Below are 16,313 nucleotides of genomic sequence, written 5' to 3'. Positions count from 1 at the left end.
GGAATGATTTGCGCAGCGGGGCGAGTCCTAGTTGGGTAAGAGGACACGTTTTGCGGGGAAAGAAGGGGCGGCCGTTCGTGCATGAGCAACCCGATGGCTACGGCCAGCAGCCGCGGGGACAGGGGCCTGGCGGCTATCCTCCCCAGCAGCCTCCGCCCTACCCGGGCGGGCAACCGGGACAGCAGCCCCCGTACGGGCAACAGCCCCCGTACGGCCAGCCTCCCTACGGCGGGCAGCAGCCTCCCGGCGGCCAGCAGCCTCCGTACGGCGCCCAGCAGCCTCCCGGCGGTCCGCCGCCCTGGGGCCAGCCCGGCTCCGGCGGTTTCGGACCGCAGGACCCGATGGGTCCCGGTGGCTGGGGTCCGCCTCCGCTGCCCGGACCGCCCGGCAAGAGCAACTCCGGGCCGATCATCGTGGTCGCGATCGTCGCGGTGCTGGTGGTGCTGGGCGGCGGCGGCGCGATCGTCTGGGCGCTCAGCGGCGACGACGGCAAGAAGCCCGTCCACCCGATAGCGGCGAGCACGCAGCCGACCGCGGAGCCGAGCTACACGCCGCCGAACGACGTGCCGAGCACCTTCCCGTCGCCGTCCGACTCCGACACGCCGTCGGGTTCGCCCTCGGTGGACGAGTCGATGTTCGTCCAGGCCGGCGACTGCGTGCGGATCACCGGCAAGGCGCCGGACCTGAAGATGTTCAAGACCGACTGCGACTCGGCGCCGTACAAGGTGCTCAAGCGGTTCTCCGGCACGTCGGACAAGAACAAGTGCAAGAGCGTCTCGGGCTACACCACGGCGTTCTGGGCCAAGAGCAAGAAGTACACCTTCCTCAGCTACGTGCTCTGCCTCAAGCGCCAGTAGCGCGGCGCGCCCGCTGGGGCACGACGGTGTACTTGGGGTCCTCCGCCGAGACGAGCCCGGCGTAGAAGACGCCGAACCTCGTGCACAGCGCGCCCCCGGTGAGGGCGAGCCCGGACACCACCGCGGCGGTACGGCTGCGGCCGGCGGCGAAGGCCCCGGCCGCGCCCGCCGCCGTGAGCCCGCGTCCGAGGCGCAGCAGCGCGCCCGCGCGGCCGGTGCGGTACGGCTCGGAGACGAGCTCGGCCTGCTCGCGCATGCCCGCGCCCTTCTCCAGCGTGCCGGCCGCGGCGAGCTCCAGACCCGCGCCCAGCAGGGCCATCCGCCGGGCCGGGCCGGCCTGCCCGCGCGGGACGGCCGCCATCCCGACCGCGCCCGCGCTGGCGAGCGCGCTGCCCGCGAACAGCAGCGGCAGGTGACGGTAGCCCTCGTGCCAGGCCGGAACGGCCGTGTCGGCCATCAGCACACCGGTGTAGGTGGCCAGGACGGGACCGGTCAGCGCGGCGCCCGCGCCGGCGACCCGGCCGAGCCACGGCGCGGCACCGGTCACCCCGGAGGCGGCCGACAGCCCGGTGAGGGCCCCGTGTGTGGCCAGCACCCACGATCCGACGCTCATCGGCGAGGTCGGCTTGAAGACCCGCAGCATGTTCAGGAACCGCTCCGGCCGGCCCAGCTCGGCGACGAGCAGTGCCGAACCCGCGGCCGCGGCCGTCGCGGCGGTGACCCGGCCGGTGAGCGAGAGCCGCCCGCGCCCGGTCGCGTCCGCCATGGCCGCCATCGCCGCCGCCGCTCCCGACAGCCCGCCGAAGTAGAGGTAGCCGGGCAGGTGGGGCGCCTGCCAGCGCGGCCGTTTCAGCACCGGCCGCCCGTAGTAGGACCCGAATTCCGCGCGCGGGACCATCGCCCGCTCGCCACCGCGTTTGGGCATCAGCGCCTCCCGAGAAAGGACACGGCGACGGCGCCGGCCAGGGCCGCCGCGGCTCCCCCGGCCCACTTCCACATCGCCGGAAGGTCGCGGGTGGTCACCACCGGGTCCGGCGGCAGGCCGTAGGTCTCCGGCTCGTCCAGCAGCAGGAAGAACGCACCGTCACCGCCGACGCCGTCGTTCTCGTCCTCGCCGTAGAGGCGCGCCTCCGCGACGCCCTGCTCGTGCAGCTCGTCGAGGCGCGCGCGGGCGCGTTCGCGCAGCTCGTCCAACGGCCCGTACTGGATCGAGTCGGTCGGGCAGGCCTTGGCACACGCGGGCTCCATGCCGTCGCCGATCCGGTCGTAGCACATCGTGCACTTCCAGGCGCGGCCGTCGCCCTCACGCCGGTCGATCACGCCGTACGGGCAGGCCGACACGCAGTAGGCGCAGCCGTTGCAGACGTCCTGCTGCACGACGACCGTGGCGAACTCGGTGCGGAACAGCGCGCCGGTCGGGCACACGTCGAGGCAGGCCGCGTGCGTGCAGTGCTTGCACACGTCCGAGGCCATGAGCCAGCGGGTGCCGCCGTCGCCGTCGCCGACCTCGCGGGGCCGGGACTGCTCGATGAACGCCACGTGCCGCCAGGTGCTCGCGCCGAGCCCGCCGGTGTTGTCGTAGGACATCCCGGTGAGCGCGAACCCATCGTCGGGGACGGCGTTCCACTCCTTGCACGCGACCTCGCACGCCTTGCACCCGATGCACACGGACGTGTCGGTGAAGAACCCGGCCCGCGCCGGCGGGTCGGCGTACCCGGCGTCCTCCGCGACGTCGTGCAGCGGCCCGTACAGGCTGTTGCTCATCTCAGTCCTCCGGGATTCCCGCCTGGCGGCGGTAGCGGCGTACGAGGGCGCCGAGCGCGGCGCCCCGAGGACGGCGTCCGGGGCGGATGTCGCAGGTCGCGGCCTTGCTCTCCTGGATTTGGGTGTTCGCGTCGAGCACGATGGGCAGCAGGTCGTTGGCCGAGTCGCCCCGCACGACGCCGGAGGAGCCCCAGTGGTAGGGCAGGCCGACCTGGTGGACGGTGCGGCCCTGGATCCGCAGCGGCGCCATCCGGTCGGTGACCAGCACCCGCGCCTCGATCGCCGTCCGCGCGGTCACGATGGTGGCCCAGCCGCCGTTGGTCAGCCCGCGCTCGGCCGCCAGCGCCGGGGAGACCTCGCAGAACATCTCCGGCTGCAGCTCGGACAGGTACGGCAGGAACCGGCTCATGCCGCCCGCCGTGTGGTGCTCGGTCAGCCGGTACGTGGTGAAGGCGTACGGGTACACCGTGTTGCCGGCCGGATGGTAGCGGTTGTCGCGCCGCGGGTAGAGCTGCCGGGTCGGGTTCTCCTGCTGCGCGTAGAGCGGGTTGACGGCCGGCGACTCCTGCGGCTCGTAGTGCGTCGGCAGCGGCCCGTCGACGAGTCCCTTGGGCACGAACAGCCAGGCCTTGCCGTCGGTCTGCATGATGAACGGGTCGGTGCCGGCGATGGCGTCCTGCGCCGTCGCGCCCTCCGGAGGCTCGTACGACGGCGGCTTGGTCTTCTCGAAGTCCGGCACGTCGTGCCCGGTCCACTGCTCGCCGTCCCACCAGACGTAGGCCTTGCGCTCGCTCCACGGACGGCCCTCCGGGTCGGCGGAGGCGCGGTTGTACAGGATGCGGCGGTTCGCCGGCCAGGCCCAGCCCCACTCGGGCGCCACCCAGGACTGGTCGCGTCCCGGCCTGCGGCGCGCGGTCTGGTTGACGCCCTCGGCGTAGCAGCCGGCGTAGATCCAGCAGCCGGAGGAGGTGGAGCCGTCGTCCTTCAGCGCGGTGAAGCCGGAGAGCGGCTTTCCGTCGCCGTCGCAGCCGTTGATCTCACGCAGCACGGCGTCCGCGGAGGGGTCGCCGTACGGGCCCTCGACCGGATAGTCCCAGGTCAGGTCCTGGATCGGCCGGTCGTTCGGGTCCGTTGAGCCGGCCAGCCGCTCGCGTACGCGCCGGCCGAGGTGGTAGATGAACCACAGGTCGCTGCGCGCGTCTCCCGGCGGGTCCAGCGCCTTGTGGTGCCACTGGAGCAGCCGCTGGGTGTTGGTGAACGTGCCGTCCTTCTCGGTGTGCGCGGCGGCGGGCAGGAAGAACACCTCGGTGCCGATCCGCTCGGGGGTGGTCTCGCCGGCGGCGATCTCCGGGGAGTTCTTCCAGAACTCGGCGCTCTCGATGAGGTTCAGGTCGCGGACCACGAGCCACTCGATCGCGGCGAGACCCTGCCGCTGGAGCCGCCCGCCCGCCGACCCGACGGCGGGGTTCTCCCCCATCAGGAAGTAGCCCTTGACCTTGCCGGCGATCTGGTCCAGCACCGTGTGGTAGGAGCCGTGGTCGCCGGTCAGGCGCGGCAGGTAGTCGAAGCAGAAGTCGTTGTCCGCGGTCGCCGCGTCACCCCACCAGGCCTTGAGCAGGCTCACCATGTAGGCGCGCTTGTTGCCCCAAAAGCCCGTGTCGCCGGCCGCGCGTTCGAGGTAGGTGTCGAGGTTCTCGTGCTCGTGGGCGTACGGCATCGGCAGGTAGCCCGGCAGCAGGTTGAACAGCGTCGGGATGTCGGTGGACCCCTGGATGCTCGCGTGCCCGCGCAGCGCGAGGATGCCGCCGCCCGGCCGTCCGATGTTGCCCAGCAGCAGCTGCAGGATCGCGGCCGTGCGGATGTACTGGGCGCCGACCGTGTGCTGGGTCCAGCCCACGCTGTAGACGAACGCGGTGGTCCGGTCGCGGCCGGAGTTCGCCACGATCGCGTCGGCGAGCTCGGCGAACCGCTCCGGGCCGATGCCGCACATCTCCTCGACCAGCTCGGGCGTGTACCGCGCGAAGTGCCGCTTGAGGATCTGGTAGACGCAGCGCGGGTGCTGGAGCGTCTCGTCGCGCCGCGGCGCGTGCCCGGTCTGCGACGGCGACGCCTCGAACGTCGCGCCCGGCCCGTGTTCGTGGGACCGGTCGCCGGTCTTCGCCTCGTCCCGCTCGCCGGCCGCGGCCTGGGCACCGCCGTTCTGGTAGGCCCAGCTCGTCGGGTCGTACTCCCGGCTGTCGGCGTCGTAGCCGGAGAACAGGCCGTCGAGGTCCTCGGTGTCGCGGAAGTCCTCGCCCACGATCGACGCGGCGTTGGTGTAGTGCAGGACGTACTCGCGGAAGTCGTGGCCGCCGCTCAGCACATGGTTGACCAGCGCGCCGAGCAGCACGATGTCACTGCCGGCCCGGATGGGCACATGGCGGTGGGCCACCGCGCTGGTGCGGGTGAACCGCGGGTCGACGTGGAAGACCTTCGCGCCGCGCGCCTTGGCCTCCATCACCCACTGGAACCCGACCGGGTGGCACTCGGCCATGTTCGAGCCCTGGATGACGATGCAGTCGGCGTTGACCAGGTCCTGCTGGAACGTCGTGGCGCCGCCGCGCCCGAAACTGGTCCCCAGACCGGGGACGGTGGCGGAGTGTCAAATACGGGCCTGGTTCTCGATCTGGATCGCGCCGAGCGCGCTCCAGAGCTTCTTGATGAGGTAGTTCTCCTCGTTGTCGAGCGTGGCCCCGCCGAGGCTGGCGATGCCCATCGTGCGGCGGACGGGCTTGCCGTCGCAGGTGTCCTCCCAGCCGCGCCGCCGCGCGTCGATCACCCGGTCGGCGATCATGTCCATCGCCGTGTCGAGGTCGAGCGGCTCCCACTCGGTGCCGTGGGGACGCCGGTAGAGGACCGTGGTCTGCCGGCCCGGGGAGGTGACGAGCTGTTTGCTGGCCGACCCCTTGGGGCAGAGCCGCCCGCGCGAGATCGGGGAGTTCGGGTCACCCTCGATCTGGATGACCTTCTCGTCCTTGACGTAGACCTTCTGCCCGCATCCGACCGCGCAGTAGGGACACACGGACTCGACGACCCGATCGGCCTGGTCCGTCCGCGCCCGGAGCGCGTCGGTGCCCTTCGACCGCGCGGCCTTCCCGCGCCCCAGCCGGTCGGAACCGGTGAGCTGGCGGAGTACCGGCCAATACTCGATGCCCACGCGCCCTATTGAACATCCTTTGGCGGTGATCTTGCCACCGTCCCCTTACGCGGCGGCGTCTTCGCCGCTCAAGGGAGTAGCGTCGGGCGCATGGGCCGAGTGACGGTACGGCGGCGGGTCGCGCACATCGACGAGCGGGGCGCCCGCGGGCGCCCCGACACGCTGGTGGTCGAGGAGCCACTGGAGATCCGGCTGGCCGGGCGCCCGCTGTCGGTGACCATGCGGACCCCCGGTGACGACTTCGACCTGGTCGCCGGGTTCCTGCACGGCGAGGGCGTGGTGCGGTCCGCCGACGACATCCGGGCGATGCGCTACTGCGCCGACACCGACACGATGAACGTCATCGACGTCACGCTCGCCGAGGGCGTCGAGCCGCCCGAGGTCTCGGTCGACCGGTCGTTCCTCATGACCAGCGCGTGCGGGGTGTGCGGCAAGACGAGCATCGACTCGATCCGGCAGCGATCGCGGTACGACGTGCCCGCGGACCCGGTCCGGCTGGACCCGGAGACGCTGGCGCGGCTGCCCGGGACGCTCCGCGACGCCCAGCGGGTCTTCGACCGCACGGGCGGGCTGCACGCGGCCGGGTTGTTCGACGCCGAGGGCACGCTGCTGGCGATGCGCGAGGACGTCGGGCGGCACAACGCCGTCGACAAGGTGGTCGGCTGGGCGCTGAAGGACAAGCGGGTGCCCCTGACCGGGCACGTCCTGCTCGTCAGCGGGCGTGCCTCGTTCGAGCTGACGCAGAAGGCGCTGCTCGCGGGTCTCCCCGCGCTGGCCGCCGTGTCGGCGCCGTCCTCGCTCGCGGCCGACCTGGCCGAAGAGGCGGGAATGACACTCGTCGGCTTCCTGCGCGGCACGTCGATGAACGTCTACGCCGGCGCCGCCCGCGTCGACTCCACCGCTTGACCCGATGGGGTCGAACCGGCATATATTGCACGCCGTGTCCAACGAGCGGAAGCGACCGAGCGAGTGGAGTGGGCGGTGAGGGACGAGCCGCCCGCGGAGCGAGCGAGGAGCGGACGCGACCAGAGGACACACGCCGATGCGCAGGCTGCGGAGAGCTCGCGGCGGATTCAGGGAGACGGCGTCGATCTGGCCGTCCACGAACGCGGCCAGGGCCCTGCGGTTCTGCTCGTGCACGGCTTTCCGGACACCCATGCGGTCTGGGACGGGGTCGCCGAGCGGCTGGCGGCACGGTTCCGCGTCATCACCTACGACGTGCGCGGTGCGGGCGCCTCGTCGCGGCCCCGGCGGCGTGACGCGTACCGGTTCGAGCACCTCGTCGCGGACATGCGGGCGGTGCTCGACGCGGTGAGCCCGACCGCGCCCGTGCATCTGGCCGGTCACGACTGGGGGGCGATCCAGTCGTGGGAGGCGGTCTGCGCGATGCCGGAGCGGTTCGCCTCGTTCACCTCGATCTCCGGCCCGTGCCTCGACCACGCCGCGCGGTGGATGCGCGCGGGCCTGCGCCGGCCCTCCGGCGTACGGGCGGTCGCGCGGCAGCTCGCGCACTCGTGGTACATCGCCGCGTTCCAGACCCCCGTCGTGCCCGAGCTGGTCTGGCGACACGTGCTCGCCCGCCGCTGGGCGGGCCTGCTCGAGCGCACCGAGGGCGTGGCGGTCCGCACGCACCCGGCACCGACGCTCGCCGAGGACGCCGCCGCCGGGGTGAACCTCTACCGCGCCAACATGCTCGCCCGCCGCCGCGCCGCCGGCGAGCGCCGTACGACCGTGCCGACCCAGATCGTGGTCGCGACGGGGGACGCGTTCGTGACGCCGGCGCTGGCCGCCGAGGCCGCCCGGCCGTTCGCCGACCGGCTCCAGGTGCGCCCGGTCCGCGCCCCGCACTGGGTGCCGCTGACCCAGCCCGGCGAGATCGCCCGCCTCATCGCCGAGCACATCGCCCAGGCCGGCACGGGCGCGTCGCGCTAGACGCCGCGGTCGCGATGCCGGCGCAAGCGCCGCATCGGGGGCGGCGTGTGTCGCGGCCGCGCCGGACAGGTCCCGCGACCGTCCGGGTCAGCGGGCGAGCCGGTCGAGCCAGTCGCGCAGGAGGGCGGTTTCGGTCGGGCGGAGCGGGAGGGTGGCCTGGTCCGCGGCGGTGAGGGCGGCATCGAGGGCGAGGGCCCGGGGCGCGAGACCGGTGTCCGTGGCGGGGGGCGGGTCGGTGGTGAGGGAGTCGATGAGGGCGTCGCGTATTCGCGCGGAGATCTCCGGGTCGCGGTCCTCGGCCGGGGCGCCGACCAGCGTCAGGGTGACGCCGGTGACGGCGGCCAGGCAGAGGCGGGCGGCGAGGGCGGGCGGGACCCGGAGACGGCCGGCGGCGGCGACGCGGTCGAGGTACTTCAGCAGGAGGTCGCCTGCCTCGTCGGCGGCGGGGGCTCGGCGGCCGGGACGGTCGGTGCCGAACATCAGCAGGTAGAAGGCGGGATGGCGCAGGCCGAAGCCGACGTGCATGTCCCAGCCGCGGCGCATGGCGTCGACCGGATCACCGGTGTGCGCCAGCCCGCGCTTCTCGGCCAGGTACATGTCGAAGCCGTGGATCGCCAGTGCCGAGAGGAGGCCGTCCTTGTCGCCGAAGAACTGGTAGAGGGAGGCGGCGCGGATGCCGGCCGCCGCGGCGACCGAACGGGTGGAGACCGCCTGGGCGCCCTCTCGTTCCAGGATGCCGGCCGCCACCTCGAGGATCTGCCGCCGGGTACGGGTCTTCGCGTCCTCCACGGTTGCGATGCTACGACATTCGGCGTATCACTGAAACGGACAGTGCTACGCGAACTGGCGTGGCAGTGATACATCGAGGAGAAGCCAGTGAATCGTCTTGGATACGGCGCCATGCAACTCGCCGGGCCGAACGTATGGGGGCCGCCGGACGACCCCGACGCGGCGCGGCGGGTGCTGCGCCTGGCGGTCGAGCTGGGGGTCACGTTCTTCGACACCGCGAACGCCTACGGGCCGCGTACGGTGAACCGGCTGATCGGGGAGGCGCTGCGGCCGTTCCCGGAAGGGGTGATCGTCGGCAACAAGGTCGGCGCCGGGCGCGGCCCCGACGGGTCGTGGATCATCACCGACCATCCGGACACGGTCCGCCGGCAGGTCCACGAGGCGCTGGTCGACCTGGGCACGGAGGCGAGCGAGCTGACGTACCTGCGGCTCGGCGGCGACGGTCCGGCGCCGCCGAGCGACGTACCGCTGGAGGATTCGCTCGGCGTGCTCGTCGAGCTGCGAGACCAGGGACTCATCCGCCGCATCGGCCTGTCCGGCGCGTCGCCGGAGATGCTGGCCCGTGCCCAGAAGATGACGCCGATCGCGGCCGTGCAGAACCGCTTCAACCTGCTCGACCGCAGCGGCGTCCAGGTCCTCGCCGACTGCGAGGCACAGGGCATCATGTTCGTGCCCTACTTCCCGCTGGCCTCCGGGCGGCTCACCGGCCACGACGAGCTGACCGCCCCCGCGGAGCGCCTCGGCGCGACGCCGGCCCAGGTCGCGCTGGCCTGGCTGCTGCGCCGTTCCCCCGCCATGGTCGTCATCCCCGGCACGGCGAACCCCGACCACCTGCGCGCCAACACCGCCGCGGCCGAGGTCGCGCAGAATCTGACCGACGCCGAGGTGGCCCGCCTGACCGGCCTCGTCGACGAGTCGAAGGCGGCCCTCGACCGGCCGCACCAGTCCACGCTCGACGCGCTCAGGTCCGCGGCGGAGAGCCACCGCTGAGCAACCGCTCGCCGGCTGCCGGCCGGGTCAGATGCTCAGGGTCTCCGAGGCGAGGCGGCGGACGAGCGACTCGTCGACCTCGTGGCCCAGGCCGGGCGTCTCCGGCACCGGCACCAAGCCCTCCGCCGCGCGGATCGGGGGGTCCACCACGTCGTGCGCGTAGTACTTGTCCGACCCCGACACGTCACTGGGCAGCGTGAAGCCGGGCAGCGACGCGATCGCCACGTTCGCCGCACGGCCCACGCCGAACTCGTGCATGCCGCCGCACCAGACGCGCCAGCCGGCCTCCACGGCGCGGTCGTGGGCCGTGCTCGCGGCGGTCAGGCCGCCCATGCGTGAGACCTTGATGTTCAGGACGCGTCCCGCGCCGATCTCCAGTGCGGTGTCGAGCTGGTCCAGGTCGTCCACGGACTCATCCAGGCATACCGGCGTCTCCAGGCGCGCCTGAAGGCGCGCGTGCGCGGCGAGGGCGCCCGGCGCGTACGGCTGCTCGATCATGGTCAGGCCGAAGCCGTCGAGCGCCCGGAAGACGTCCTTCTGGTCCTCGCAGTAGGCGCCGTTGGCGTCCACGTGCAGCGGCAGGCCGGGATGGGCCTCGCGCACGGCGCGCACCGGCTCGACGTCCCAGCCCGGAGCGATCTTGAGTTTGATCCGGCGGTACCCCTCGGCGACGTACCGGCCCACCTGGACGAGCAGGTCGTCGATGGTCGGTTCGATGCCCAGGCTCACACCGGCCTCGATGGCCCGGCGGTCGCCGCCGAGCGCGCGGGCGAGCGGCGTGCCGGCCGCCCGCGACCACAGGTCCCAGCAGGCGATGTCGAGGCCGGCCTTGGCGAAGTGGTGGCCCCGGATCCGCTTCCACAACGCGCCGACCTGGACCGGGTGATCCCAGTCCGCGCCGCGCAGCGCGGGCGCGAGGTAGCGCTGGAGCGTCAGGCGGCAGATGTCGACGGTCTCGGAGCAGTAGTACGGGTCGCTGGGCGAGGCGATCTCGCCCCAGCCGACGGCGCCGTCCGCGTCGGCGACGCGGACGAGGATGTGCTCGAGATGGGTCTTGCGGTGGGAACTGGTCTGGAAGGCGTGGACGAGCGGCAGGCTCAGCCGGAACGCCTCGACCGTGGTCACGCGCGGCACTCAGCCCTCCTCGCGGCTCGGGCGGAAACGGTAGACGGCCGTGTGACCGTCGCAGACCCGGCAGGAGATCGCCCGCAGGCCCTCCCCCGTCAGCCGGGTCAGCGCGTCGGCGACGTCGTCCCGCAGGTGGTGCGCCGCGCGCCGGTCGCTGGAGGCCAGGCCGTCCCAGTCGCGCGGCATGCCGACCAGCACGTCGCCGTCCGGTTCCCGGCGGACCTCGGCCCAGCCGACGTGCGGCGGGCGTGGCAGGTCGCGTGCGGTGTCCGTCAGCAGGTCCCACTCGACGATCAGCCGGTCGGTGCGCATGCCGGGGTCGCGGCCGGAGTCCTCCACGCCGTACAGGTCGCGGGTGAACCAGCGGCCGGTGGCGCCCAGCACGTCGAAGTTGAAGTGGGCGTTGTGCGTGCGCACCGGGTCGAAGGCCCAGCGCATGACGGTCACACCGGTGGACAGGACGTACTCGCGCTGGCTGAACTTGAGCGTGCGGCCGACACCCCGGCCCTGCCAGCCGGGCAGCACCGCCGCGACCTGCGAGTAGTGGTAGACGGTCGTGGAGTCCGAGCCCAGGAAGCCGTAGGTGAAGCCGACGAGCTCGTCCCCGGCGAAGGCGCCGATCACCGAGCCGGCGTTGCGCGAGAGCGCGGCGAGCAGCCGCGGGCTGACCGCCGGGTCGGTGGCGGACAGCGCGAACGCGGTGCGGTAGACCTCCACGCCGGCCCGCATCTCGGCGGCCGTGGTGAGAGGTCGTACGGTGATCGGCGGAGAGAGTGGCAAAGTCTTCTCTTCTGGCAGCAAATGACGATCAATACGGCGATTTCACGGCAAGTTTAGTATCAAATCCATGGACCACGACCTGGCACGACGCCTGATCGCCGCGGCGGATGACCTGCTCCCCTTCGGCCGGGCACGGTTGCGCGCGTACGCGCTCGCCGAGTCGCCGTCCGGTGACGCCGAGGCGCTCGCCCGGTGCGCCGACCTGATCGAGGCCGGGCAGCGGGAGGCGGGCGGGCGTGTCTCCCGCGACGACGGCCATCTCGTCACCGACTTCGGCCCCGCGGACGGCCCGCATCTGCTGCTGGTCGGCCACTACGACACGGTCTGGCCGGTCGGCCGCCTGGCGACCATGCCCTACACCGACGACGGGACCACCATCGCCGGGCCGGGCACCCTGGACATGAAGAGCGGCCTGGTCGCGGTCGAGATGGCGATGCGCGCGCTGGCGGAGGCCGGCGCGGCGCCGGCGCGGCGGGTGCGCCTGGTCACGGTCGCCGACGAGGAGGTCGGCAGCCCGAGCGGCCGTGCGGTCGTGGAACGCCACCTCGACGGCGCGGTGGCCGTGCTCGGCCTGGAGTCGCCACACCCGGACGGCGCGCTGAAGAGCGCGCGTCGCGGGAGCACCCGCGTCCTGCTGAGCGTCCGCGGGCGCGAGGCGCACGCGGCGCTCGACCCCGGCAAGGGGATCTCCGCCATCGACGAGCTGCTGGACCAGGTGGCGGCGGCGCGCGCGGCGGTGCCCGACGACGGCACGACGCTGTTCAACGTCGGGCGGATCGAGGGCGGCAGCCGGGCCAACGTCGTCGCCGGGAGCGCCTCGGCCGAGATCGGGCTGCGGTTCGCCTCCGCCGAGGCCGAGCGCCGGGTGCTCGACGCGCTGACCGCGGCCGAGCCGCGCCGTCCGGGCGCCGTCGTGCGGGCCACGGTGCTGTCGAGCCGCCCGACCTGGCCCGAGCGGGAGGAGAACCCGCTGCTGGAGAGCGTCGCACGCATCGGCGCGGCACTGGGCCAGCGGATCACCGGCCGCCCGGCGGCGGGCGCGGGCGACACCAACCTGCCGGGCTCGCTCGGCCTGCCCACGCTCGACGGCTTCGGCCCGCGCGGCCGGGGCGCCCACGCGGAGGACGAGTCGATCGAGGTACCCGCGCTCGCCGAACGCGCCGCCCTGCTCGCCGCCATCATCGCCGAGCCCCGGTGACCGGACGGCGCGTCTAGACGTACGCGGGCCGGGGCGGCTGGGCGGTGGCCGCGCCGTTCTGGGCGGCGGCCAGGCGGGCGACGGCCTCACGCAGCTCCTCCGGTGGCAGGACGTACGGCACGCGCAGGTGGTCATCCAGCACTCCGTCCACGCCGAAGGCGGTGCCCGGGACGATGTGCAGGCCGTGGGGCGCGGCCGCGGCGGCCAGGGCCGTGCTGGAGACGCCGGGCAGCCGCACCCACAGCGACAGGCCGCCCGGCGGGACGGCGAACTCCCAGCCGGGCAGTTCCTCGCGCAGCGCGGCGATGAGGGCCTCGCGCCGTTCCCGCAGGCTCTCGCGGCGGGCGGCGATGATCGGCTCGACGCGGCCGAGCAGTTCGGCGACGATCAGCTGTTCGAGCACCGGGCTGGCCAGGTCGACCGCGTCGCGCGCTTCGGCGAGCCGGCGCACGAGTGCCTGCCCGGCGCGGATCCAGCCGATCCGCAGGCCGCCCCACACCAGCTTGGACACCGAACCGACGCTGATGACGCGGCCGTCGGTGTCGTGCGCGGCGAGCGGCCGGGGGCGTGGCACGTCGTCGATGGCGAGCTCGGTGAAGATCTCGTCGCTCACCACGTACGTGCCGGTGGCGCGGGCGGTGGCCACGAGCGCCGCACGGTCGTCGTCGCCCATGAGGCGGCCGGTGGGGTTCTGGAAGTCGGGGATCAGGTAGGCGAGCCGGGCCGCGCCCTGCCGCATGCCGCCGGCGATGAGCTCCAGGTCCCAGCCCGCGTTGACGCCCACGGGCACGAGCCGGGCGCGGGCCAGGCGGAGCGCGTCGAGCGCGTGCGGGTACGTCGGCGACTCGACGAGGACGGGGTCGCCGGGGCGTACGAGGGTCTGCAGCACCAGCCACAGGGCGTGCTGCCCGCCGGTCGTCACGAGGATCTGCTCGGGCAGGGTCGGCACCCCGCGGGCGGTGTACCGCGCGGCGATCGCCCGGCGCAGGACGGCCAGGCCCAGCGGTTCGTAGCCGGGGCCGCCGGTGTGGCGCGGCAGTTCCGCGACGGCGGCGGCGACGCACTCGTCGAAGCCGGGCGGCACGGCGGGCGCCACGCAGGCGAGGTCGATGAGCGTGCGGTCCTCGGCGAGCGCGTGGCGGGCCGACAGCGGGGTGCCCGCCGGCAGGGTGGTCCAGCTCCCGGCGCCCTGGCGGCTCTCGACGTACCCGTCCGCACGCAGCGCGTCGTAGGCCGAGGTGACCGTCGTGCGGCTCACGCCGAGGACGGCGGCCAGGTCGCGCTCGGCGGGCAGCCGCGTGCGCAGGGGCAGGCGGCCGTCGAGCACGAGGCCGCGCAGTGTGGCGGCGATCGCGGCGTAGTACGGCCGTGTCGCGGGCGGTCCGCCGAGGAGACGGGCGAGGTTGGCGGCGTTGATGGACCTGGTCGACATAGGGCCACTTTTCATGATTGGCCCTTATCTTTCAAGCCACTCTTCTGCGGTAATGGCCGGGAACACCGTGAAGGAAGGAAAGGGTCCGTGCTCCTACGCCGATTGGCCCAGCTGTACGTCGGATTGGCCCTGTACGGCCTCGGCATCGCCCTGCAGGTCGCCTCCCGGCTGGGCAACGACCCCTGGGACACGCTCCACCAGGGCCTCGCGCGCCAGACCGGGCTGTCGATCGGCACCTGGATCATCATCGCGGGCGCCCTGGTCATGCTGCTGTGGATCCCGCTCCGGCAGCGCCCCGGGCTCGGCACGATCAGCAACGTCATCCTCGTCGGCGTGTTCACCGACCTGTTCCTCTGGCTGCTGCCCGACCCGCACGGCCTTCCGCTGCGCTCGGGATACCTGGTCGCGGCCATCCTCGTCGGCGGCTTCGCGACGGGCTGCTACATCGGCGCGGGCTTCGGTCCCGGCCCGCGCGACGGGCTGATGACCGGCCTCGCGGCGCGCGGCCACTCCGTACGGGTCGTGCGCACCGGCATCGAGGTGACCGTGCTGCTGTTCGGCTGGGCGCTCGGCGGCACCGTCGGCGTCGGCACGCTGCTGTACGCCGTGACGATCGGCCCGCTCGCCCACGTCTTCCTGCCGCTGCTGACGGTCGAGCGTTCCCCGGCGGCGGCCTGACCCGCTGCGGGCTCAGAGGCTGTCGGGGAGCCCCGTGCCCTGCTGCGCGCGAGGGTCCCCCAACGGCCTCTCAGGCGCCGGGACCGAGCCTGCCGTCGAGATGGTCCCGCGGGCGGCGCACCGACGACAGGGGTGCGGCGACCTCCTCCAGCGAGGTGCGCTCGGCCCGTACGCCCCAGAACGCCGCCACCAGCCCGGCGGCGCCCATGACGCCGGAGGCGACCAGGTAGGCGACGAACAGGCGGCTCCGGTCGGGGTGCGCCTGGTCCCCGATCAGTGACCCGACGATCGTCGGGCCGAACGAGCCGAACACCTGGGCGATCGCGAAGAACAGGGCGATCGCCTGGGCGCGCAGCTCCATCGGGAAGACCTCGCTGACCGTCAGATAGCCCGAGCTGGCCGCGGCCGACGCGACGAAGAAGATCACCGACCACAGCACGGTCTGCGTGACGGCGGTCAGCAGGCCGCGCTCGAACAGGTAACCGCTGACGGCCATGAGCGCGCCCGAGAAGAGGTACGTGCCCGCGATCATCTGCCGGCGGCCGATCGTGTCGAACAGCCGGCCGATGAGCAGCGGGCCGAGCAGGTTGCCCACGGCGAAGGGGAAGAAGTACTTGGGCACGTCGTGGTCGGCGACGCCGTAGAAGTGCTTGAGCACCAGCCCGTACGTGAAGAAGATCGCGTTGTACAGGAGGGACTGGCTGATCATCAGGACCGCGCCGAGCACCGAGCGCTTGGGGTACTCACGGAACAGCGTCCGCGCCACCTGCGTGAACGACACCGGCTCGCGCGCCCGTACCTCGATGTACCGGCTCTCGTCGACCGCGGGCAGCCGGATCCCGGACGCCTCGACCTCGCGTTCGATCCGCGCCACCGTCCGCTCCGCCTCGCGGGCGCGGCCGTGGACGAGCTGCCAGCGCGGGCTCTCCGGCAGCGTACGGCGCAGGCCCCAGATGGCGATGCCGATCAGCGGTCCGATGAGGAACCCGACGCGCCAGCCGATGTCCGGCGGCAGCAGGCGGGGGTCGAGCAGCACGTACTCGCCCAGCGAGGCGAGGATCGCGCCGAACCAGTAGGTGCCGCTGACGGCGAGGTCGACGCGGCCCCGGTACCGCGCGGGGATCAGCTCGTCGATCGCCGAGTGGATCGCGGCGTACTCCCCGCCGATCCCCGCCCCCGCCGCGAACCGGAAGACGAGGAAGATCGGGTAGCCGAACGACAGCGCGGTCAGGGCGTTGGCGGCCAGGTAGAGCCCGAGCGTGACGATGAACAGCCGGCGCCGGCCCAGCCGGTCGGAGATCCGGCCGAAGACCAGCGCGCCCAGCACCTCGCCGAGCAGGAAGACCGTCCCGGCGAAGCCGACCTGGCCGGAGCCGAGGTGAAGCGTGTCCGCGCGTTGCAGCACCGGCCCGACGATGCTGGCGATCTGCACCTCGAGCCCGTCCAGGACCCAGGCGACGCCGAGCGCGGCGATCATCCGGGTGTGGAACGGCGACCAGGGCAGCCGGTCGATCCGGGCGGGCACCAGGCTTCGTACGGTCTCGTCGGTACTGCTCATTCCGCCGCCCC

The 16,313-nt window shown here is 73.2% G+C and carries 14 protein-coding genes; 6 read left to right on the top strand and 8 right to left on the bottom strand.

The window, feature by feature from the left end; genetic code table 11:
- Positions 1-77 precede the first annotated feature (77 nt).
- A complete protein-coding gene (locus OG417_RS27895) occupies positions 78-857 on the top strand; it encodes an LppU/SCO3897 family protein (RefSeq protein ID WP_329234411.1) in 780 nt (259 codons plus the stop codon).
- Here the strand turns inward: OG417_RS27895 and nrfD are convergent.
- From nrfD to fdh, 3 genes are read right to left on the bottom strand one after another with little or no spacing between them, the layout of a single operon-like run.
- The gene (nrfD, locus tag OG417_RS27890; protein ID WP_329234409.1) at positions 844-1,782 is read right to left on the bottom strand and encodes an NrfD/PsrC family molybdoenzyme membrane anchor subunit; all 939 of its coding nucleotides are present in this window, start codon (positions 1,780-1,782) and stop codon (positions 844-846) included. The genes OG417_RS27895 and nrfD overlap by 14 nt on opposite strands.
- Positions 1,782-2,621, bottom strand: coding sequence for a 4Fe-4S dicluster domain-containing protein (locus tag OG417_RS27885; protein WP_329234406.1), 840 nt, complete (start codon positions 2,619-2,621; stop codon positions 1,782-1,784). Before OG417_RS27885 ends, nrfD begins: the two co-directional genes overlap by 1 nt.
- 1 nt (position 2,622) lies before the next feature.
- Positions 2,623-5,826, bottom strand: a complete 3,204-nt coding sequence (fdh, locus tag OG417_RS27880; RefSeq protein WP_329262662.1) for a formate dehydrogenase — start codon at positions 5,824-5,826, stop codon at positions 2,623-2,625.
- 81 nt (positions 5,827-5,907) lie between these two features.
- Here fdh and fdhD point away from each other — a divergent pair, with 81 nt between their 5' ends.
- Both fdhD and OG417_RS27870 read left to right on the top strand, forming a co-directional pair.
- Positions 5,908-6,723, top strand: coding sequence for a formate dehydrogenase accessory sulfurtransferase FdhD (gene fdhD / locus OG417_RS27875; protein WP_329234403.1), 816 nt, complete (start codon positions 5,908-5,910; stop codon positions 6,721-6,723).
- A 75-nt stretch (positions 6,724-6,798) separates the two neighbouring features.
- Entirely contained in the window at positions 6,799-7,749 is a 951-nt protein-coding gene (locus tag OG417_RS27870) for an alpha/beta fold hydrolase (protein ID WP_329234401.1), read from the top strand.
- A gap of 87 nt (positions 7,750-7,836) precedes the next feature.
- On the opposite strand, the gene OG417_RS27865 is transcribed toward OG417_RS27870, so the two are convergent.
- Complete coding sequence (locus OG417_RS27865; RefSeq protein WP_329234399.1) at positions 7,837-8,538, bottom strand: TetR/AcrR family transcriptional regulator; 702 nt, start codon at positions 8,536-8,538, stop codon at positions 7,837-7,839.
- An 87-nt stretch (positions 8,539-8,625) separates the two neighbouring features.
- On the opposite strand from OG417_RS27865, the gene OG417_RS27860 reads away from it, so the two are divergent.
- On the top strand, positions 8,626-9,528 hold the full coding sequence (locus OG417_RS27860) for an aldo/keto reductase (protein WP_329234395.1): 903 nt from the start codon (positions 8,626-8,628) through the stop codon (positions 9,526-9,528).
- 27 nt (positions 9,529-9,555) lie between these two features.
- Here OG417_RS27860 and menC read toward each other — a convergent pair whose 3' ends face one another.
- On the bottom strand, positions 9,556-10,662 hold the full coding sequence (menC, locus tag OG417_RS27855; protein WP_329234392.1) for an o-succinylbenzoate synthase: 1,107 nt from the start codon (positions 10,660-10,662) through the stop codon (positions 9,556-9,558).
- Positions 10,663-11,436 carry a hypothetical protein gene (locus tag OG417_RS27850; RefSeq protein ID WP_329234390.1) on the bottom strand — a complete coding sequence of 258 codons (774 nt, stop codon included), beginning with the start codon at positions 11,434-11,436 and terminating at the stop codon, positions 10,663-10,665.
- Positions 11,437-11,503: 67 nt separating this feature from the next.
- Here OG417_RS27850 and OG417_RS27845 point away from each other — a divergent pair, with 67 nt between their 5' ends.
- On the top strand, positions 11,504-12,634 hold the full coding sequence (locus OG417_RS27845) for a M20/M25/M40 family metallo-hydrolase (RefSeq protein WP_329234387.1): 1,131 nt from the start codon (positions 11,504-11,506) through the stop codon (positions 12,632-12,634).
- Between the two features lie 13 nt (positions 12,635-12,647).
- Here OG417_RS27845 and yczR read toward each other — a convergent pair whose 3' ends face one another.
- Positions 12,648-14,066 (bottom strand): MocR-like transcription factor YczR, encoded by a 1,419-nt coding sequence (gene yczR, locus OG417_RS27840; protein WP_329234385.1) that lies wholly within the window; start codon positions 14,064-14,066, stop codon positions 12,648-12,650.
- A gap of 87 nt (positions 14,067-14,153) precedes the next feature.
- On the opposite strand from yczR, the gene yczE reads away from it, so the two are divergent.
- The gene (gene yczE, locus OG417_RS27835; protein ID WP_329234382.1) at positions 14,154-14,744 is read left to right on the top strand and encodes a membrane protein YczE; all 591 of its coding nucleotides are present in this window, start codon (positions 14,154-14,156) and stop codon (positions 14,742-14,744) included.
- Positions 14,745-14,814: 70 nt separating this feature from the next.
- Here the strand turns inward: yczE and OG417_RS27830 are convergent, their stop codons facing one another.
- Positions 14,815-16,302, bottom strand: coding sequence for an MFS transporter (locus tag OG417_RS27830; protein ID WP_329234379.1), 1,488 nt, complete (start codon positions 16,300-16,302; stop codon positions 14,815-14,817).
- Between the last annotated feature and the right edge of the window lie 11 nt (positions 16,303-16,313).

The sequence above is a fragment of the Actinoallomurus sp. NBC_01490 genome (genome assembly GCF_036227085.1).
In the GTDB taxonomy this organism is placed as follows: Bacteria; Actinomycetota; Actinomycetes; order Streptosporangiales; family Streptosporangiaceae; genus Actinoallomurus; species Actinoallomurus oryzae.
The sequence above is the reverse complement of the archived record's forward strand: the minus strand, read 5'-3'. Positions and strand labels throughout refer to the sequence as shown.